Genomic DNA, 18,647 nt, shown 5'->3' on the forward strand with positions numbered 1-18,647 from the left:
CCGAGGGCGACCAGCCCGTACATGCTGCCGAGGGCCAGCCCCGTGACGAGCAGCTGTACGAGCAAGCGAGTCTACTTGGCGGCGAGAGGGACGATCTTGCCCGCCTTCCAGACCACCATGATGTAGTCGCCGTCGTTCAGCGCGTCGTGCTGCTCGGCGGTGAACGGCTTCCGGTAGGTCTTGATCAGGCCCTTGTACTCGGCGCCGAGGTTCTCGAGCGCATCGCGCACCTTCGCCCCCTCGGAGGAGCCGGCCTGTTCGATGGCCATGGCCACGAGGTGGACGCCGTCGTAGGCGTTGGCGGTCCCGACCGGCGCGATGACGTCCTGGGGGCCCTTCACGCCGTATTTTTCCTTGAGCATCTTCAGCACGTATTCGCCGCGCTCGTTCTGCTTGCCGAAGAACGAGTAGGTCTGCAGGAACGCGACGCCGTCCGAGAGATCGCCGGTCAGCTCCGCGAAGCGGCCGCCGGAGATGCCCCAGTGCGACACCATCGGGATCTCCCAGCCGATCTTCGCCCGCGACTTCACCACCTGCGCGCCCTCGGGCGCGTTGGCCACCAGCACCACGTGGTCGGCGCCGGCGCCCTTCAGCCGCAGCAGCTGCGGGCTCATGTCCGGGTCGCCCCAGTTGAATTTCTCGATGCCCACCGCCTTGATGCCCTTGGCCCCGAGCCACTTGGTCAGGCCCGCCTCGTTCGACTGGCCCCAGCTCGTGTTCTCGAGCAGCAGGCCGGGCTTGCCCTTGCGCAGCACGTCGGTGGCGTAGCGGGTGAGGAACTTGTCGGCGTCGTCGTCGTTGGCCGAGACCCGGAACACGTAGTTGGGCGTCTGCCCGTTCCGCGTGATGTTCGTGCCGGCAGCCCACGCGCCCATGTAGGGCGTCTTGAGCTCCTGCCAGACCGCCACCTGGGCGAGGGCGACCGGGGTATGCAGGCCGCCGAACACCGCGCTGACCTTCTCGCGCTCCACCAGCTCGCGCGCGATGGTCACGCCCTTGGCCGGCTGGCCCTCGTCGTCGCGGACCACCAACCGCAATGGGCGGCCACCCAGCACGCCGCCCTTGGCGTTGATCTCCTCGATGGCGATCTCGAGCCCGCGCTTGATGGCCTCGCCCGAGGCCGCCGAGCCGCCGGAGACCGCCGCGGTGAGCCCGATCTTGACCGGCTCCTTGGACTGGGCCAGCACCACGACCCCCGGGACCGCAAGCACGGCCACGGTGAAGAGCAGAGTAGAGGCACTGCGTCGCATGGAATCCTCCTGCGGCAATCAGATGATGGCGATGCGCCGTCGGCGCGACAGAGCGGTACTGTAGTTATCACAGCGGGGGGTGCCCCCGCTACCGGGACTTCCGTTCAGCTGCGGGGGCCCGGACATGGCCCCCGCACTCCCCCAGCGGCGGACAGCCGTCCGGCGGACGGCCGTTTACTTCTTCAAGGCTCTTCAGCTGCGGGGGCCCGGACATGGCCCCCGCACTCCCCCAGTGGCGGACAGCCGTCCAGCGGACGGCCGTTTACTTCTTCAAGGCTCTTCAGCTGCGGGGGCCCGGACATGGCCCCCGCACTCCCCCAGGCCGCGGGCATTCGGGTGGCGGCCGGCCGCCGCTACTTCGGGGCGGTGATGCCGTAGGCCTTGAGCTTGCGGTAGAGGTGGCTGCGCTCGATGCCGAGCCGCTCGGCGGTGCGGGTCATGTTCCACTCGTTGGCCCGCAGCTCGCTCAGGATGAAGGCGCGCTCGAAGGCCTCGCGGGCCTCCTTCAGCGTGCGCTCGCGCTGCCCGTCGTCGCCCGTCGACTCCGCGTCGCGGGGGCGCAGCGGGGGCGGGAGGTCCTCGGGGCCGATGACGTCGCGGGGGGTCATGATGACGAGCCGCTCCACCATGTTGCGCAGCTCGCGCACGTTGCCCGGCCAGTCGTAGGAGAGGAAATAGGCGAGGGCTTCCACCGAGACGGTCTTGGGCCGCTTGCCGTTCTCGGCCGAGAACATCGTCACGAAGTGGGCCACCAGCAGCGGCAGGTCCTCCTTGCGCTGACGCAGCGGCGGCACCTCGATCGGGATGACGTTCAGCCGGTAGTACAGGTCCTCGCGGAACGCGCCGACCGCGATGCGCTCGGGCAGGTTCTGGTTCGAGGCGGCGAGGACCCGCACGTCCACCCGGACGGTGTCCTTGCCGCCGACCCGCTCGAAGGCCTGCTCCTCCAGGGCGCGCAGCACCTTGGCCTGGGTCTTGAGGCTCATGTCGCCGATCTCGTCGAGGAAGAGGGTGCCCTGGTCGGCCAGCTCGAACTTGCCGCGCCGGCGCGCCACCGCCCCGGTGAAGGCGCCCCGTTCGTGGCCGAACAGCTCCGACTCGATCAGCTCCTCGGGGATGGCCGCGCAGTTCACCTCGACGAAGGGGCCGTCGCGGCGGGCGGACAGCGCGTGCACCGCGCGGGCCACCAGCTCCTTGCCCGAGCCGTTCTCTCCCTGGATGAGCACGCGGCCGCTCGAGGGCGCGGCCACCGCGATCTGCTGGCGCAGGTGCTCGATCAGCGCGCTCTGGCCGACGATCTCCTGGCCGCGCTCGAGCTGGGCGCGCAGGGTGCGGTTCTCCCGCTCGAGCCGGGTGTGCTCGAGCGCGCGGTTGGCGATGAGCAGCGTCTTCTCGAGCGACAGCGGCTTTTCGATGAAGTCGTAGGCGCCGAGCTTGGTGGCCTTCACCGCGGTTTCGATGGTGGCGTGGCCGGAGATCATCACCACCACCGTCTCGGGCCGCAGGCGCTTCAGCTCGGCCAGCGTGTCGAGCCCGTCGATGCCCGGCATCCAGATGTCGAGGAAGATGATGTCGGGCACCTCGTCCTGCAGGCGGGCGATCGCCTCTTCCCCGGAGCCCACCGCGGTCACTCGATATCCTTCATCCTCGAGAACGCCTCTCAACGTCGTCCGGATCGCGCGCTCGTCGTCGACGATCAGGATGTGCTCGCCGGGCATGGGAGCGCGCCTCAGGCCTGGACCGGCGCGGCCACCGGCCGGCCCGCGGGCAATTCGACCACGAACCGGCTGCCGTGCGGCGTGTTGTCCTCCACGCGGATGGTGCCGCCGTGGTCGGAGACGATCTGGTGGACGATCGGCAGGCCCAGGCCCATCCCGGTGGCCTTGGTGGAGAAGTAGGGGACGAAGAGCCGCTCGCGGTCGTCCGCCGCGATGCCCGGCCCGTCGTCGGCGACCACGATGCGCGCCCGATGCGCCTCGGGCAGCCACGCGGTCTGCACCACCACCTCGCCGGTGGCGCCGACCGCCTCCACCGCGTTGTCCACCAGGTTCAGGACCGCGCGCTTGATCTGGTCCGGATCCACCTCGATGGGCGGCAGGTCCGGCGAGAACACCGCGCGAATCGCGAGGCCCGGGTGCGACTCGCGATAGAGGACGACCACGCTCTCGAGCAGCCGGGCCAGGTCGGTGGGCTTGGGAGTCAGCGCGGGCATCCGCGCGAAGCGGGAGAACTCGTCGACCAGCTGTCGCAGCCCGTCGACCTCCTGGATGATGGTCCCGGTGGCCTCCTCGAGCAGCCGCTTCTCGTCCGCGCTGCGGTCGGAACCGAGCCGGCGACGCAGACGCTGGGCCGAGAGCTGGATCGGGGTGAGCGGATTCTTGATCTCGTGGGCGATGCGCTGGGCGACCTCGCGCCATGCGGCCAGCCGCTGGGCCTTCAGCAGCTCGGTGAGGTCGTCGAACGCGAGCACCATCCCCAGGTAGCCGCCGTCGGGTCCGCGCAGCGCGGTGGCGGAGGCGAGCAGAGCCACCGCCTGCCCCCCGCGCCGCAGGTGCACCTCGCGGTCGAGCATGCCCTCCCGTACGCGGCCCATGCGCTGGATCAGCGCGTCGATCTCGGTGTATTCGGGCGAGCGGAAGACGCGCGCGGCCGGGCGGCCGTGGATCTGCGAGGCGTCGAGGCCGAGCAGTCGCTCGGCCGCGCTGTTGATGGTGGTGACGCGGCCCTCCGGGTCCAGCGACACCACGCCGGTCGCGACCGCCTCCAGCACCGTCTCGGTGTAGCGCCGCCGATCTTCCATCTCGGCGTGCTTGGACTGCAGATCGCGATAGGTCTCCTCGAGCTTCGACTGCGACGCGGCGAGGTCTCCGGTCATCCGGTTGAAGGAGTCCACCAGGATGCCGATCTCGTCGTCGGCGCGGACCTCGACCTTGTATCGCAGGTTCCCCGCCGCGACCTCCCGCGTCCCCTCGGCCAGCATCTGAATGGGCTCGGTGATGCCGCGGGCCAGGTAGAGCCCGAACCAGGTGGCCGAGAACACGATGATCAGGGTCATCAGCAGGAAGAGCAGGATGTAGATGCCCTTGATCGGGTTCTTGAGCAGCCGCAGCTGCTTGTACTCCTGGAAGGCCTGGCTGATGTTGCGCAGCCGATTCTCGAGCCGCTGGGGCACGTGGATGGCCACCACCATGGCCGCGGCCACCGACTGGTCGGCGTCGCGGATCGGCACCATCGCCTGGATCATGTCGCCGTTGTCCAGCTCGTGGACGGTGGTGATCTCCTGACCGGCCAGCGCCTGCTTGACGTTCTCGGTGTTGGCCGAGCGGGTGGGCACCTTGGCCAGCACCGGGTTCTTGACGTGCACCAGCTCCTGCCCCTCGCGGTTGAAGACGGTGATGGCCGCGACCCCGAGCCGCTCCTGCTGATCGGCGAGGAAGGCGGCCAGCGCCTCGCGCTTGTTCTCGGCGAGGAGGCCGTCGCGCTCGATCACGCGCCCCATGTAGCGGTCGTGCCGCAGCGCGGTGCTCTCCAGGCTCTGGTAGTAGGTCTGGGCGACCTCCATGGCCTGGTCGAGCGGCCGCTCCACCTGCGGCTTGAACCACCCCTCGATCGAGGTGGTGATGAAGTTGGACGCGATCAGGAAGATGAGGATGCCGGGGCCGAGGGCCAGGGCCATGAAGGTCAGGACGAGCTTGGCCTTGAACCGCGAGCCGATGATCTTCTGCCGCCGCTCGAACGAGAGCTTCACCAGGTTGCGGAAGAGCAGGACGAGCAGCAGCAGGAAGACGACCAGGTTCAGGTTGAAGAGGAAGAAGACGATGAGGTTGGAGGCGAAGGGGATCTTGGGCGCGCGGATGCCCACCTCGAAGACGGTGGCCACCACCAGGAGGACGAGGATCCCGGCGATGATGAGCAGGTTCCGCTTGCGCTTCTCCTGCTCGTCGAGCCGCTCGGGGCGGCGGGCGGTGAGCGGCGTCACTGGTTCCTCACCGGGGTGAGCAGGCTCGACTGCACCCAGGGCGTCTCCTCGGCCTCACCGGTCATGCGCGCGAACCAGGAATTGACGCCCCCGAGCGAGACGTCGGAGCGCGCCCGCACGTAGTAGAGCTCCTGCCGGTCGAGCGCGACCACCGGCGCGATCTGGCCGACCCGCAGCTCCGAGATCATGCGCTGGGCCTCGCGCAGGTCCTTGGTGAGAATCGGCTCGCGGGCCTCGCCCTTGAGCGCGGTGATCTTGTACTCCTTGGTGAGCACGTTGTAGGTGAGCTGCCGCTCCACCGTGCGGACCTGCAGGCGCCGATCCACTCCGAACCGCGCGTACTGCCACAGCTCGACGTAGTAGCGCACGTGGGCCGCGATCCCGGTGTGGATGGACTCGTGCAGGGAGTCGGGGATCGCGTCGAAGAGCACCACCGTCACCGTCACGTCGTAGTCGTTGAGGAAGACCGAGAGATTGCTGATGCGGACGTCGGCGGCGGCCCGCGCCGGCGCCATCAGGGAGGCCAGCACGAGCGCCCCGAGCAGGCTCAGGGCGAGCGCGGTCGAGGAGAGCGGCCGACGTCGGCGGGGTTCCATGGCACAGACGGCCCATTATAGCGTCGGGCCGGAAGCCCGCGGCGGTTCGGCGGGGGCAGCAGATCGGGGGAAGCCAGGGGCGCCGCGAGCGCGGCGGATGGCTACAGGGCGGCGATGCCGGGCAGGAAGCCGTCGCCGGTCGTGCCCACCGCGGCGGGCACGGCGGGCCGGATCGAGCGGGCGGCCACGCGGCGCCGGTCGGCGGCCACCGCCTTCTGGATCGCCATCACCAGCTGATGGTTCAGCGCGTGTCCGGCATTGCGGCCGACCACGTGGGCCCTCAGCGGCCGACCGAGGAGGAACAGGTCGCCCACGAGGTCCAGGATCTTGTGGCGCACGAACTCGTCGGGGAACCGCAGGCTGTCGTTCAGCACCGAGCGCTTGCCGACCACGACCGCGTTCTCGAGCGAACCGCCGCGAGCCAGACCGTTCTGGCGCATCGCCGGCACGTCCCGCAGGAAGCCGTAGGTCCTGGCCGCGGCCAGCTCCTGATCGAAGACCTGCTCGGTGATGCCGTAGGTGCCGACCTGCAGTCCGATGATCGGGTGGTTGTTGTCGAGCGTGTAGCTGATGCGGAGCGAGTCGGCGGGCAAGACCTCGAGCCAGCGGCTCTCGGTGCCCACGCGAATCGGCTCGCTGATCGTCAGGGGCCGCCGCGGGGCCGGCAGGCTGACGCCGCCGGCCGACCGCAGCAGATCCATGAACGGCTTCGCGCTGCCGTCGGCGGCGGGAACCTCGGGACCGTCGATGTCCACCACCATGTTGTCGACGCCGAGCGCCGCCGCTGCGGCCATCAGGTGCTCCACGGTACGCACCCGCACGCCGAAGGCCCCAACCGTGGTCGCGGAATTGGTGTCGACCACGTGATCGGCATTCGCCGGAATCAGCGTGCCGTCGGTGGCGCGGAAGAGCACACCCGTGTCCGCGCCGGCCGGGGAGACCCGAAGCGCCACCGGCTCACCCGAATGAAGGCCGATGCCCGCCATCTCCACCGGATGTCTGAGGGTCCGCTGCTGGTCCATGGCTGGGTCTACGATAGGCAAAGCAGGTGCCAGCCGGCAAATTTCACGTCAAGTGCCCGTTTCGGTTGACCTGACCTGTTGACGAAACCAGCCCCGCCAAGCCCCAGGTTGCAGGAATGACACACTGCCGGAAATGCCTTGTGTCAGATCAGCAACATCAGAGATCCAGCGTGGCTCGTACTCGGAAGCCGTCGGATTCTCCTTGCACCGAGAGACCTTGCGCGCCAATGCCCCGGATGACTGCTCTCGCGACGTGCCGGGTCGGGTCGATCGGCTCCCCGTGCAGGAAGGCATGAAGACGGAGCGGCTCGGCCCCCGCCGAGGAAGCCGCCTCGAAGACCGCGAACTCGATCGAGCGGCAGGCGAATCCCTCCACCTCGTGGACGTAGAGGCACTCGTCGAGCCAGCGCCGGAGCAGGGCCGCCGGGTCGGGACCGTGCGCGCGAACCTCCCGGACCTCCGTCTCGTCGACCGACGCCGGATCCACCGCGGCGGCGAACAGGGCCAGCGCGATTCGCGAGAAGGCCTCGGGGAGCGTGGGCGCGTCCGCGTACAAATCCATGGTCAGCCACGCCCCAGGTCCCCGTAGCGGGCCTGCAGGAGCGCCACCGCCACCGCGCCGGCCGTCTCCGTCCGTAGCAGGCGCGGCCCGAGCGAGGCCACGAGGGCGCCCGCGCCGGCGAGGCCGTGAACCTCCTCGCCGGTGAGCCCGCCCTCGGGGCCCACCACCACGGTCGCCCGGAGACAGGGGCCGGCGGGCAGGAGGGTGTCGAGCCGCCGTCGCTCCTCTTCCCAGAAGCAGACGAGCAGCCCGGCCGCCGACGCCTCGGGTCGCCACGCGGCCAGTCGGGTCGGCGCGGCCACCTCGGGCACCGCCGCGCGCCCGCTCTGCTGCGCGGCCTCCCGCGCGACCCGCCGCCAGCGCCCGAGCCGCGAATCGGAGCGGCCGGGCTCGAGGCGCACCACGGTGCGCTCGCTCAGCAGCGGGATCACGCGCGTGACCCCGAGCTCGGTGGCCATGCGGATCACATGCTCCATCTTGTCGCCCTTGGGAACGGCCTGGGCCAGTGTGAGGTCGAGGGGCGATTCGGTGGCCAGCGCCGAACGGCCCACCACCATGCCCTCGGCGCGCCGCGACGCGATCGAGGTGAGCCGCACCGAGAGCAGCTGCCCGCTCGCGTCGACGGCCTGCACGATCTCGCCGGCCGCCGCGCGCAGGACCCGCCCGAGGTGATGGGCCGCCGCGGCATCGAAGACCACTCGGTCACCGTCGACGGCGTCCGGCGCCAGATGGAAGCGGGTCACCGAGCCGGCGCGGCCAGTAGGAGGGAGGCCCAGCCATCGAGCGGCACGCTCCAGCGCGTGCCGAAGCCAAGCCCGGAGAGCGCCTCGGCGACCCGGACGTCCTCGCCGTCCAGCATGCCGCCGAGCACGAGGTGCCCGCCCGGGACGACGAGCCGGGCGTAGTGCTCGGCCAGGGCGAGATGCGCGTGGGTCAGCAGATTGGCCACCACCACTGGGAATCGCCCCTCCACGTCCTGCGGCTCGGCCAGGCGCACCGTCAGACCGGCGCAGCCGTTCCGCGCCGCATTGACCTGCGCGGCGGCCACCGCGTCGGGGTCCGTGTCGATGGCCAGCACGCTCGGCGCCCCGAGCCGCAGCGCCGCGATGGCCAGGATGCCGGTGCCGGTGCCGATGTCGAGGACCGCCGAGCCGGGTGCGGCCTCGAGGGCGTCCTCGAGCAGGACCAGGCAGCCCTCGGTGGTGCCGTGATGCCCGGTCCCGAACGCGCGGCCCGGCTCGATCACGACGGCGAGCCGCTCCCCGTTCGGCGCGGCGGAGTCGGGCCCGGGCTCGGCGAGCCACGGCGGCATCACCAGGAGGCGTCGACCGACCTCGCGCACCGGGAACGATTGCTGCCAGGCGCTCGCCCACGCCTCGTCGAGCAGCGGCGCCACCTCGGCGCTTTCCGGCGGCAGCGAGAAGCCGAGCGCGCGCAGCGAGGCCTGATAGACCTGCACCGCGGTCAGCAGGCCGATGGAGGACGCGCGCTCCGGGAAGAACGCGCGCAGCCGCGGGCTCCGACCCGGCACTTCCTCCTCGACCACGCCGAGGGCGCCCTGCTCCCAGAGGAAATTGGTCAGCCCCTCGGAAGTCTCGGCGGTGGCGGGAACCGTCAGCTGCCAGAACGGCATCAACTACCGAACAGCTGCTTCATCCGCTCGACGAACTTGGAGACGCGAGGCCCCGAGCCGCCGTCGGGGGACCCCCGGAATTCCTCCAGCAGCTCGCGCTGGCGCGCGGTGAGCTGGGTGGGCACCTCGACCACGACGTCGTACACCGCGTCGCCGCGCCCGCGCCCGCGCAGATGCGGCATGCCCTTGCCCTTGAGGACCAGGCGCTGTCCCGGCTGGGTGCCCGCGGGGACCTTCAGCTTGGCGGTGCCGTCCAGCACCGGGACCTCGACCTCGTCGCCCAGGGCGACCTGGGGAAAGGTCAGCGGCAATTCGCAGATGAGATGCGCGCCCTCGCGGACGAAGATCTCGTGCGGCTTGATGTGGAGCACCACATAGAGATCGCCGGTCGGCCCGCCTTGCGTCCCGCCCTCGCCCTCGCCGGTCAGGCGCAGCTGATTGCCGTGCTCGACGCCCGCCGGGATCGTGACCTTGAGCAGCCGCTCGCGCGAGATGCGCCCCTGGCCGCGGCAGGTCGAGCACGGGTTGCGGACGATCCGGCCCTCGCCCCGGCAATTCGGGCAGGGACGGGCCACCGTGAGGAAGCCCTGCGAGAAGCGCACCTGGCCTTGCCCCCGGCAGGTGCCGCAGACCTCGGGCTGGCTGCCCGGCTCGACGCCCGAGCCTCGGCAGCCCTCGCAGGTCTCGAGCCGCGGAACCTGCAGCTTGGTCTCCATGCCCTGGGCGGCCTCCTCGAGCGTGATCTCGAGGTCGTAGCGCAAGTCGTCGCCCCGCCGCGCGCGGGTGCGGGAGCGTCCGCGGTCGCCGCCGCCGAAGAAGCCCTCGAAGAGATCCTCGAAGATGGTCCCAAATCCGGCTTCGCCCACCCCGCCTCCGACAGTCCCGAAGCGGTCGTATTGGGCGCGCTTCTCCGGGTCGGAGAGCACGGTGTAGGCCTCGCTGACCTCCTTGAAGCGCTCCTCGGCCTTGCGGTCGCCGGGGTTGCGGTCGGGATGGTAGGCGCGAGCGAGGTTGCGGTAGGCCTTCTTCAGCGCGGCGTCGTCGGCGTCTCGGGGAACCCCGAGGACGCTGTAGTAGTCCTTGGCCGCCACGCTACGAGCTGGAGCCCGCGTCCCGATCGTCGGGAGCCATCGCCACGGTGACCATCGCGGGTCGAAGGACCCGTCCGTTCAGCAGATAGCCCCGGGCGGTCTCCCCCGCTACCGTCAGGTCCGGCAGGTCCGGGCGCTGGACCCGGGCGACCGCCTCGTGGCGCTCCGGATCGAAGGGCTGGCCGACCGACACGAACGGAGTGAGGCCGAATTTCTCGAGCACTCGGAGCAGCTCGCGCTGGATCAGCTCGACGCCCGCCGTCACCGCTGCGGTCGGCTCGGCGCGGGCGGCCTGCAGCGCCCGGTCGAGATTGTCCAGCACCGGCAGGAGGTCGCGCAGCACCGACTCGTTGGCATAGCGGGTATACTCGTCCCGCTCCCGGGCGTTGCGCTTCCGGACGTTGTCGAACTCGGCGACGGCCCGGACGTAGCGGTCCTGCTGGGCTTCCAGCTCACGGGTCTTGGCCTCGAGCGCCTCTCGGAGACGCTGGATCTCCTCGTCACGCTCGTCGGCCAGGGGTCCATTCACGAACGACGATTCACTCATGGCAGACCGTAATTATAGCAGACGGTCCGACACCCCCCGGGCTCCCGGACCTGGCGATCGCGCGCCGTCCGCCGACCGGGGGAGTGCGGGGCCACAGCTCCGACGGCTGTCCGCCGCTTGGGGGAGTGCGGGGGCCATTTCTGGGCCCCCGCAGCTGAACAGCTTAAAGAACTAAACGGTTGTCCGCCGGCCCCGCCCGCCCTACGGCAAATACAGCTGCTGCCTCACCCGCGAGAGCGAGATCGAGACGATCCGCGCCGTCTCGTCGACGATCGACATGACCTCGGTGTAAGGCATCCGCCGCGGGCCCACCACACCCAGCACGCCCAGGATCTGGTCCCGGTAGCTGTAGGTGGAGGTGATCAGGCTGCACCCCCGCATCTCCTCCACCGGGTTCTCGCCGCCGATCATCACGTGGAGACCCTGCTCCTCGGCCATGCGGGAGAGCAGATCCACCAGGCGGGCCTTGTCCTCGAAGGCGCGCAGCATCGAGCGCAGGGTGGTCGGCTCGGACAGATCGGGGTGGTCCAGCATGTTGGTGGCGCCGCTGATGTATAGCGTGCGGTCGCGCAGCATCGCCACCACCTCGTCGAGCACGAGCCGGCTTCGCGTCCAGAGCGGATCGAGCGGGTCGGCCGGCCGCGTCAGCTCGTCGAGGATCTCCTGGAAGGTCTTGCCGCGGAAGCGACGAGTCAGCGCGCGGCCCATCTCGCGCAGCTCATCGGCGCCGCCGCGCGGCACCGCCGCGAGCGGCCGCGCGGTGACCCAGCCGGTCTCGGTCACCAGCACCGCGAGGGCGCGCTCCTCGTCCAGCGCGACCAGCTCGATCCGGTCGAGAGCGGTGTGCTTGAGCGGCGGCGCCAGCAGCACGCCCATCATGTGGGTGTCCGAGGACAGTCGCCCTGGGGTCTCGGCCATCAGCCGCTCGGCCGCCTCGGCGTGGGGCACGACCGCGGGCGGCCCGACCGCGGGCGCCTGCCCGGCCACCCACGGCACCCGCTGCAGGTGATCGACGTAGAAGCGATACGCCGCGTCGGTGGGCACGCGGCCCGCCGAGGTGTGCGGCTGCACGAGGTAGCCCATCTCCTCGAGGTCGGCCATCGCGTTGCGGATGGTGGCCGGAGAGAGGCCGCGGATGTGGCGGCGCGCTATCGCGCGGGAGCCCACCGGCTCGCCGGTCTCCACGTACTCGGCGATCACCGAGAGCAGCACCTGACGGCTGCGCTGATCGAGAGTGGGCGCCGCGGTCATGGTGGCGCGATCTTACCCCTAGAGCAGCTCGGTGAACAGGGCATCGGACAGGAGAAAGCCCGCCTCGGTGAGTCGCACGCGCCCGTCGTGCTCCACGAGGAGCCCGCGCTCCCGCCAGGCGTCGAGGGCCCGGGGCAGGCGGTCGCGCTCCAGCGCGCAGCGCTCGGCGAGCCGCTCGGCCGCGATCCCGTCGCTGGTGCGCAATCCCAGGATGAGCTGCTCGGCCAGAGCCTGACGGTCGGTCAGCACCTCGTGGCTCTGCAGCGGGAGGCGGCCGGCCTCCACGAGCGAGCAGTAGCGCTCGACCGGCTTGACGTTGCCATAGCGCACGCGCCCCAGGAAGCCGCACGCGCCCGGCCCCAGCGCGAGGTATTCCTGCCAGCGCCAGTAGCGCTGGTTGTGACGCGAGCGGAAGCCGGGCCGCGCATAGTTGGAGACTTCGTAGTGCTCGAAGCCCGCCTCGGCGGCCAGTCGTGCGAGCGTCCAGTACTGGGCGGTCACCGTCTCCTCGCCGGGCAGCGAGCCGACGCCGGCCGCGTGCCAGAGGCTGCCCTCGTCCAGGGTCAGCGCGTAGGCGGAGAGGTGATCGGGCTGCCACGCGAGCGCCTCCCGGACCGTCGCGGTCCACGTCGCCAGGTCGAGGCCGGGCAAGCCGTAGATGAGGTCCACGCTGACGTTGTCGAAGCCGGCCTCCCGGGCGGCCGCGAAGGCCCGCCGCGCCTGGCCGGCCGAGTGGCGCCGGTCGAGACGCGGCAGCACCGCGTCGTCGAGGCTCTGCACGCCCAGGCTGATCCGGGTGACCCCGGCGCGCCGGTAGCCGGCGAGACGCTCGACGGTGAGATCGTCGGGATTGCACTCCGCGGTCACCTCGGCGGAGGGCTCGAGCGCGAGCCGAGCGCCCAGGTGGGCGAGCACCTGGGTCATCTGGGCGGCGTCGAGGAGCGACGGCGTGCCGCCGCCCAGGAACACGGTGTCGAGCGTCACCCCGCGGGCCCACGGGGCCGCGGCGGCGAGATCACACTCGCGGACCAGGGCGGAGAGGAACCGGTCGAGCCCGCCCGGCGTGTAGGGCGCGGTGTTGAAGGAGCAGTACCCGCAGCGCTCGACGCAGAACGGCAGGTGCACGTAGGCCCCGAGCCGGGCGGCGCGGGGCGTCCAGCCGGTTACGGCAGATACTGGCCCAGCCGCCGCCAGCGCAGCCAATGCCCGTCCCCGTTCCAGGACCAGTAGATCAGGAAGGCCTTGCCGCGGATCTTCTCCCGGCGGACGAAGCCCCAGTAGCGGCTGTCCTGCGAGTTGTCCCGGTTGTCGCCCATGACGAAGTACGACCCCTCCGGCACCCGCAGCGGCTCGCACGCGTAGGCGTAGCTGCACGGTGAGCCGGCGGGGCCCGAGAAGGATCCCGGCCGCACGTACGGCTCGTCGATCAGGCGGCCGTTGAGCGTCACCCGGTTGTCGCGCACCTGCACGGTGTCCCCGCCGACCGCGATGATGCGCTTGATGAAGTCGCGCGTCTCGTCGTTGGGGTACTTGAACACCACGATGTCGCCCCGATGGGGATCGCGCACCGCGGGCAGGTGCCGGTCGGTGAGGGGGATCTCGGCTCCGTAGAGGAACTTGTTGACCAGGATGTAGTCGCCGATCAGCAGGGTGTCCATCATCGAGCCGGAGGGAATCGTGAAGGCCTGTACCGCGAACTGGCGGATGAAGAGGGCCAGCAGCACCGCGATGATGATCGCTTCCGAGTACTCGCGGAAGAGAGACTTCTTGCGCACCTTGACCGCCGGGGTGGCCGGCGCGGTATCGCGGTCGGGGCGAACCTGGAGGTCGTTCATGGGCGGCTCAGCTCTTCAGCACCGACAGGAACGCCTCCTGCGGAACCTCGACCTTTCCGACCTGCTTCATCCGTTTCTTGCCTTCCTTCTGCTTCTCGAGCAGCTTGCGCTTGCGCGTGATGTCGCCGCCGTAGCACTTGGCGGTGACGTTCTTGCCCATGGCCTTGACCGTCTCGCGGGCGATGACCCGGCTGCCGATGGCGGCCTGGATCGCGACCTCGTAGAGCTGGCGCGGGATCACCGCCCGCAGCTTCTCGGTCAGGGCCTTGCCCTTCTCGTAGGCCTTCTCGCGGTGGACGATGATGGAGAGCGCGTCGACCGGATCGCCGTTGAGCAGGATGTCCAGCTTCACCATGTCCGAGGCCCGGAACTCCAGGAACTCGTAGTCGAAGGAGGCGTAGCCTTTGGAGATCGACTTCAGGCGATCGTAGAAGTCGACCACGATCTCGCTCAGCGGGAAATCGAACTGGATGTGGACCCGCTTGCCGATGTACTCGAGCGACTTGTGCTCGCCCCGCTTGTCCTGGGCGAGCTTGTAGATCTCGCTCATGAACTCGGTGGGCACGAAGATCGAGCCGCGCACGTAGGGCTCCTCGATCCGCTCGATGCGGTCGACCGGGGGCAGCTTGGAGGGGTTCTCCACCTCCAGCACCTCGCCGGCCAGGGTGACGACTTTGAATCGGACGCTCGGGGCGGTGACGATGAGGGAGAGATTGAACTCGCGCTCGAGCCGCTCCTGCACGATCTCGAGGTGGAGCATGCCGAGGAAGCCGCAGCGGAAGCCGTAGCCGAGCGCGAGCGACGTCTCCGGCTCGAAGTTGAACGCGGAGTCGTTCAGGCGCAGCTTCTCCAGTGCGTCGCGCAGACCCTCGTAGTCGGTGTCCTCGATCGGATAGAGCCCGGCGAACACCATGGACTTGGCGTCGCGATAGCCCGGGCAGGGCTCGGCGGTCGGCCGCAGCACGTCGGTGACCGTCTCGCCGATCTTGGCGTCGGCCACCCGCTTGATCGACGCGGTGAGGTAGCCGACCTGTCCCGCGCTCAGCTCGTCGATCGGGCGCATGTCGGGAGAGAAGACGCCGACCTGCTGAACCTCGTAGGTCTTGCCGTTGGACATCAACAAGATTTTGCTGCCCGCCCGCACCCGCCCGTCGATCAGCCGGATGTAGACCACCACGCCCTGGTAGGAGTCGTAAAACGAGTCGAACACCAGGGCCTTGAGCGGAGCGTCCACGTCGCCCTTCGGCGGGGGAATGCGCGAGACGATGGCCTCGAGCACCTCCGGGACGCCGGTGCCGTGCTTGGCCGAGATGGCCAGGGCCTCGTCGCCGTCGAGGGTGAGGATCTCGGTGATCTGGTTGCGGGTCGCCTCGACGTCGGCGGCGGGCAGGTCGATCTTGTTGATGACCGGGATGATCTCGAGGCCGCCGTCGAGCGCCAGATAGAAGTTGGCCAGCGTCTGGGCCTCGACGCCCTGGGCCGCGTCCACGATCAGCAGCGCGCCTTCGCACGCGGCCAGGGAGCGCGAGACCTCGTAGGAGAAGTCCACGTGCCCCGGCGTGTCGATCAGGTTCAGCGTGTACTGCTGCCCGTCCTTGGCTCGGTAGAGCAGCCGGACGGTGTGGGCCTTGATCGTGATGCCGCGCTCCTTCTCCAGATCCATCGAGTCGAGGACCTGGTCCACCGCCTTCTTGGCGTCCATGGTGCCGGTCAGCGACAGGAGACGGTCGGCCAGCGTGGATTTGCCGTGGTCGATGTGGGCGACGATGGAGAAATTGCGGATCAGCTCGATGGCCATCCGGCTAAGAATACCATGGCCTTGCGCGGCCCACGCGCCCTCGTCGCCCTGGCGGCCCGCGGCCTCGTACCTCGCGGTCTACAGGCAGGCGTTGGCGGGGACCGCGGTGTTGCCCTCCACGACCGCGGTGAAGCCGAGATGGGCGCCCGCGCCGATGCGGACGTGGGAGCCCACGATGCAATCCCGGAGGATCGCGTTCGGGCCGACCGTCACCGCGTCCCACAGGATGGCGCCCTCCACGGTAGCGCCCGCGCCGACGACGCAGCCGGCGCCCACTACCGCGTTGGGGCCGACGCGACAGCCGGGCTCGAGCTGCGCGCCCGCGCCGATCACGCAGGGCGGGATCACCATCGCGTCCGACGCCACGCGAGCGTCGCGGGCGACGAAGCGCCGGTCCGCGCCGGCGCCGGCCGGCGCCACGTCGGTCGCCACCTTGCCGGCCAGCAGGTCGAGCTGGCCCTGGCGGTACTTCGCGGGGCTGCCGATGTCGAGCCAGTAGCCGGGATGGACCCAGCCGTAGAACGGCACGCGGTCGCGCAGCAAGCCGGGAAACGTCTCGCGCTCGATCGAGACCGCGCGGCCGGTCGGGATCGCGGCCACCACCGAGCGATCGAGCACGTAGGCGCCCGCGTTGATGGTGTCGGTGGTGATGCGTCCGGCCTCCGGCTTCTCGATGAACGCCTTCACCGCGCCGTCCGACGCCAGCTCCACGAGGCCGTACTGGGTCGGGTCCGCCACCCGGGTGAGATAGATGGTGGCGTGCGATCCGCGCTCGGCGTGGAAGCGCAGCATCGCGGAGAGATCCACGTCGGCGAGGATGTCGCCGTTGAGCACGACCACGCGGCCTTCGACCAGATCGACTGCGTTGCGCACGCCGCCCGCGGTACCGAGCGGATCGACCTCCACCGCGTAGCGCAGGCTCACTCCGAACGCGCGGCCGTCGCCCATGGTCGCGCGCACCTCGTCGACCAGATAGGAGCACGAGAGCACCACGTCGGTGATCCCGTGACGGCGCAGCAGCGCGAGCTGGTAGGCGAGGAACGGGACGTTGAGGAGCGGGACGATCGGCTTGGGGACCGCGAGGGTCAGTGGCCGCAGTCGCGTGCCCTGACCCCCCGCCAGGATGATCGCGGTTATTGGCCCGCCCAGGGCTCGGCCTCGCTGATCAGCATCACCGGGATGCCGTCCCGGATCGGATAGGCCTTGCGGCACGCCGGACAGATGATTCGAGTCTCCTCGAAGATCAGCTCCCCCTTGCAGGCGGGGCACGCCAGGATGGCCCGCAGCTCCTCGTCGATCACGGCCGGGTCTCCTTCTGGAAGTAGCTGAAGGTGCGGCGGAGGCCCTCGGAGAGGGACACCGTCGGCTTCCAGCCGAGCACGCGCTCGGCCAGGGCCGGGCTCAGGCAGCTGCGCCGTTGCTCGCCCGGCCGCGCCGGCGCGTGCTCGGCCGCGACCTGGGAGCCCGCCGCGGCCACCAGCGCGCGGTAGAGCTCGTTGACGGTGGTTTCCACCCCGGTGCAGACGTTGACGGGCCCGGTGACGTCGGGCCGCTCGAGCGCGCGCACGTTGGCGGCGGCCACGTCCTCCACGTAGGTGTAATCGCGGGTCTGCTCGCCGTCGCCGTTGATCATCGGGACCTGGCCGGTGAGCAGGCGGTGGCAGAAGATGGCGATCACGCCGGCCTCGCCCTGCGGGTTCTGCCGCGGCCCGTAGATGTTCGCGTAGCGCAGCGAGATCCCGCTGATGCCGTAGATGCCGCTCCACGCGTTGACGTAGTGCTCCATCGCGACCTTGGTGATGCCGTAGGGTGAGATCGGCAGGGTCGGATGCGTCTCCGGGGTGGGGATCACGTCGGTGTCGCCGTAGCCGGCCCCGCCGCTCGACGAATAGATGATGCGGCGCACCCCGAAGCGCCGGCAGCACTCCAGCAGCCCGAGGCCGCCGCCCACGTTGACGCTCGCGTCGAAGAGCGGATCGGTCACCGAGCGGCCCACCGAGGCCTGCGCGGCCAGATGGGACACGACCTCCGGCCGCTCGGCCTCGAAGACCTCGGCGAGGCGGGCGCTGCGCAGGTCGATCGCGTGCAGGCGGGCGCGCGGGTTGACGTTGCGCGCGTCGCCGGTGGTGAGGTTGTCCACCACCGCCACCTCGTGGCCGGCGGCGAGGAAGGCGTCCACCACGTGGGAGCCGATGAAGCCGGCGCCGCCCGTGACCAGGATCTTCACGACTGGGCCACCAGCTTCTTGCACCAGTCGATCGTGCGCGTCAGGCCGTCCTCCACGTCGACCTTCGGCTCCCACCCCAGTACGCTCCGGGCCTTGCCGATGTCGGGCTGCCGCACCTTGGGATCGTCGGTGGGCAGCGGGCGGAACACGATCTCGCTCCTGGACCCGCTCAGCCGCACGATCTGCTCGGCCAGCTGGAGCAACGTCATCTCCCGCGGGTTGCCGATGTTGACCGGCTCGTTCACCGGCGCCTGCATGAGGGCCCAGATGCCCTCGACCAGGTCGGTGATGTAGGTGAACGAGCGCGTCTGCGAGCCGTCGCCGAACACGGTGAGCGGCTCGTTGCGCAGGGCCTGGCGCACGAAGGTCGGGATCGCGCGGCCGTCGGTCAGCCGCATGCGGGGGCCGTAGGTGTTGAAGATGCGCACGATGCGGGCGTCGAGGCCGTGCACGCGGTGGTAGGCCATCGTCATGGCCTCGGCGAAGCGCTTGGCCTCGTCGTACACGCCGCGAGGGCCCACCGGGTTGACGTTGCCCCAGTACTCCTCCGGTTGCGGGTGGACGAGCGGGTCGCCGTAGACCTCGGAGGTGGAGGCGAGGAGGAACTTGGCGCCCCGCGCCTTCGCCACGCCCAGAGCCTTGTGCGTGCCCAGCGCGCCCACCTTGAGGGTCTGGATGGGCAGCTCCAGGTAGTCGATGGGCGAGGCCGGGCTCGCGAAGTGGAGCACGTAATCGATGGGGTCATCGACCACGATGAAATTGGTGACGTCGTGCTTGACGAAGAGAAAACGCGGGTCGCGGATGTGGGCGATATTGTCGGGGTTGCCGGTGAGCAGGTTGTCCATGCACACCACCG

The 18,647-nt window shown here is 70.1% G+C and carries 18 protein-coding genes; all 18 read right to left on the reverse strand.

Annotated features, from left to right (window positions below; all coding sequences use genetic code 11):
• Window positions 1–71: 71 nt before the first annotated feature.
• Complete coding sequence (locus VKN16_02970) at window positions 72–1,250, reverse strand: ABC transporter substrate-binding protein (protein HME93168.1); 1,179 nt, start codon at window positions 1,248–1,250, stop codon at window positions 72–74.
• Between the two features lie 353 nt (window positions 1,251–1,603).
• A complete protein-coding gene (locus VKN16_02975) occupies window positions 1,604–2,968 on the reverse strand; it encodes a sigma-54 dependent transcriptional regulator (protein ID HME93169.1) in 1,365 nt (454 codons plus the stop codon).
• Between the two features lie 11 nt (window positions 2,969–2,979).
• Window positions 2,980–5,229, reverse strand: coding sequence for an ATP-binding protein (locus VKN16_02980; protein ID HME93170.1), 2,250 nt, complete (start codon window positions 5,227–5,229; stop codon window positions 2,980–2,982).
• The gene (locus VKN16_02985; GenBank protein ID HME93171.1) at window positions 5,226–5,825 is read right to left on the reverse strand and encodes a DUF4390 domain-containing protein; all 600 of its coding nucleotides are present in this window, start codon (window positions 5,823–5,825) and stop codon (window positions 5,226–5,228) included. The genes VKN16_02980 and VKN16_02985 overlap by 4 nt, the downstream gene beginning before the upstream one ends.
• Window positions 5,826–5,926: 101 nt before the next feature.
• Window positions 5,927–6,847: a UDP-3-O-acyl-N-acetylglucosamine deacetylase gene (gene lpxC, locus VKN16_02990; GenBank protein ID HME93172.1), complete on the reverse strand. Its 921-nt coding sequence runs from the start codon at window positions 6,845–6,847 to the stop codon at window positions 5,927–5,929.
• Between the two features lie 157 nt (window positions 6,848–7,004).
• Complete coding sequence (locus VKN16_02995; protein ID HME93173.1) at window positions 7,005–7,409, reverse strand: archease; 405 nt, start codon at window positions 7,407–7,409, stop codon at window positions 7,005–7,007.
• Window positions 7,410–7,411: 2 nt separating this feature from the next.
• Window positions 7,412–8,152, reverse strand: coding sequence for a 16S rRNA (uracil(1498)-N(3))-methyltransferase (locus VKN16_03000; GenBank protein HME93174.1), 741 nt, complete (start codon window positions 8,150–8,152; stop codon window positions 7,412–7,414).
• Window positions 8,149–9,042 (reverse strand): 50S ribosomal protein L11 methyltransferase, encoded by an 894-nt coding sequence (locus VKN16_03005; GenBank protein ID HME93175.1) that lies wholly within the window; start codon window positions 9,040–9,042, stop codon window positions 8,149–8,151. The genes VKN16_03000 and VKN16_03005 overlap by 4 nt, the downstream gene beginning before the upstream one ends.
• A complete protein-coding gene (dnaJ, locus tag VKN16_03010) occupies window positions 9,042–10,133 on the reverse strand; it encodes a molecular chaperone DnaJ (GenBank protein HME93176.1) in 1,092 nt (363 codons plus the stop codon). The genes VKN16_03005 and dnaJ overlap by 1 nt, the downstream gene beginning before the upstream one ends.
• Before the next feature lies 1 nt (window position 10,134).
• Window positions 10,135–10,680: a nucleotide exchange factor GrpE gene (locus VKN16_03015; GenBank protein ID HME93177.1), complete on the reverse strand. Its 546-nt coding sequence runs from the start codon at window positions 10,678–10,680 to the stop codon at window positions 10,135–10,137.
• Window positions 10,681–10,881: 201 nt separating this feature from the next.
• Window positions 10,882–11,931: a heat-inducible transcriptional repressor HrcA gene (hrcA, locus tag VKN16_03020; protein ID HME93178.1), complete on the reverse strand. Its 1,050-nt coding sequence runs from the start codon at window positions 11,929–11,931 to the stop codon at window positions 10,882–10,884.
• A gap of 18 nt (window positions 11,932–11,949) precedes the next feature.
• Window positions 11,950–13,056 (reverse strand): radical SAM family heme chaperone HemW, encoded by a 1,107-nt coding sequence (gene hemW, locus VKN16_03025; GenBank protein ID HME93179.1) that lies wholly within the window; start codon window positions 13,054–13,056, stop codon window positions 11,950–11,952.
• 38 nt (window positions 13,057–13,094) lie between these two features.
• The gene (gene lepB, locus VKN16_03030) at window positions 13,095–13,766 is read right to left on the reverse strand and encodes a signal peptidase I (protein ID HME93180.1); all 672 of its coding nucleotides are present in this window, start codon (window positions 13,764–13,766) and stop codon (window positions 13,095–13,097) included.
• A 7-nt stretch (window positions 13,767–13,773) separates the two neighbouring features.
• Window positions 13,774–15,564 (reverse strand): translation elongation factor 4, encoded by a 1,791-nt coding sequence (gene lepA / locus VKN16_03035; protein HME93181.1) that lies wholly within the window; start codon window positions 15,562–15,564, stop codon window positions 13,774–13,776.
• 78 nt (window positions 15,565–15,642) lie between these two features.
• Entirely contained in the window at window positions 15,643–16,776 is a 1,134-nt protein-coding gene (locus tag VKN16_03040; protein ID HME93182.1) for an NDP-sugar synthase, read from the reverse strand.
• Window positions 16,698–16,865 (reverse strand): Trm112 family protein, encoded by a 168-nt coding sequence (locus tag VKN16_03045; protein ID HME93183.1) that lies wholly within the window; start codon window positions 16,863–16,865, stop codon window positions 16,698–16,700. Before VKN16_03045 ends, VKN16_03040 begins: the two co-directional genes overlap by 79 nt.
• Window positions 16,862–17,791 carry an NAD-dependent epimerase/dehydratase family protein gene (locus VKN16_03050; GenBank protein ID HME93184.1) on the reverse strand — a complete coding sequence of 310 codons (930 nt, stop codon included), beginning with the start codon at window positions 17,789–17,791 and terminating at the stop codon, window positions 16,862–16,864. The genes VKN16_03045 and VKN16_03050 overlap by 4 nt, the downstream gene beginning before the upstream one ends.
• On the reverse strand, window positions 17,788–18,647 hold an 860-nt coding region (locus tag VKN16_03055; protein ID HME93185.1), incomplete at its 5' end, for a UDP-glucuronic acid decarboxylase family protein. The genes VKN16_03055 and VKN16_03050, both read right to left, overlap by 4 nt.

Source organism: Candidatus Methylomirabilota bacterium, assembly GCA_035315345.1.
Taxonomy (GTDB): domain Bacteria; phylum Methylomirabilota; class Methylomirabilia; order Rokubacteriales; family CSP1-6; genus CAMLFJ01.

Coding starts and splice junctions, on each gene's coding strand:
- VKN16_02970 (HME93168.1), bottom strand. CDS start 1,250: ATGCGACGCAGTGCCTCTACTCTGCTCTTCACCGTGGCCGTGCTTGCG.
- VKN16_02975 (HME93169.1), bottom strand. CDS start 2,968: ATGCCCGGCGAGCACATCCTGATCGTCGACGACGAGCGCGCGATCCGG.
- VKN16_02985 (HME93171.1), bottom strand. CDS start 5,825: ATGGAACCCCGCCGACGTCGGCCGCTCTCCTCGACCGCGCTCGCCCTG.
- lpxC (HME93172.1), bottom strand. CDS start 6,847: ATGGACCAGCAGCGGACCCTCAGACATCCGGTGGAGATGGCGGGCATC.
- VKN16_02995 (HME93173.1), bottom strand. CDS start 7,409: ATGGATTTGTACGCGGACGCGCCCACGCTCCCCGAGGCCTTCTCGCGA.
- VKN16_03005 (HME93175.1), bottom strand. CDS start 9,042: ATGCCGTTCTGGCAGCTGACGGTTCCCGCCACCGCCGAGACTTCCGAG.
- VKN16_03015 (HME93177.1), bottom strand. CDS start 10,680: ATGAGTGAATCGTCGTTCGTGAATGGACCCCTGGCCGACGAGCGTGAC.
- hrcA (HME93178.1), bottom strand. CDS start 11,931: ATGACCGCGGCGCCCACTCTCGATCAGCGCAGCCGTCAGGTGCTGCTC.
- lepB (HME93180.1), bottom strand. CDS start 13,766: ATGAACGACCTCCAGGTTCGCCCCGACCGCGATACCGCGCCGGCCACC.
- lepA (HME93181.1), bottom strand. CDS start 15,564: ATGGCCATCGAGCTGATCCGCAATTTCTCCATCGTCGCCCACATCGAC.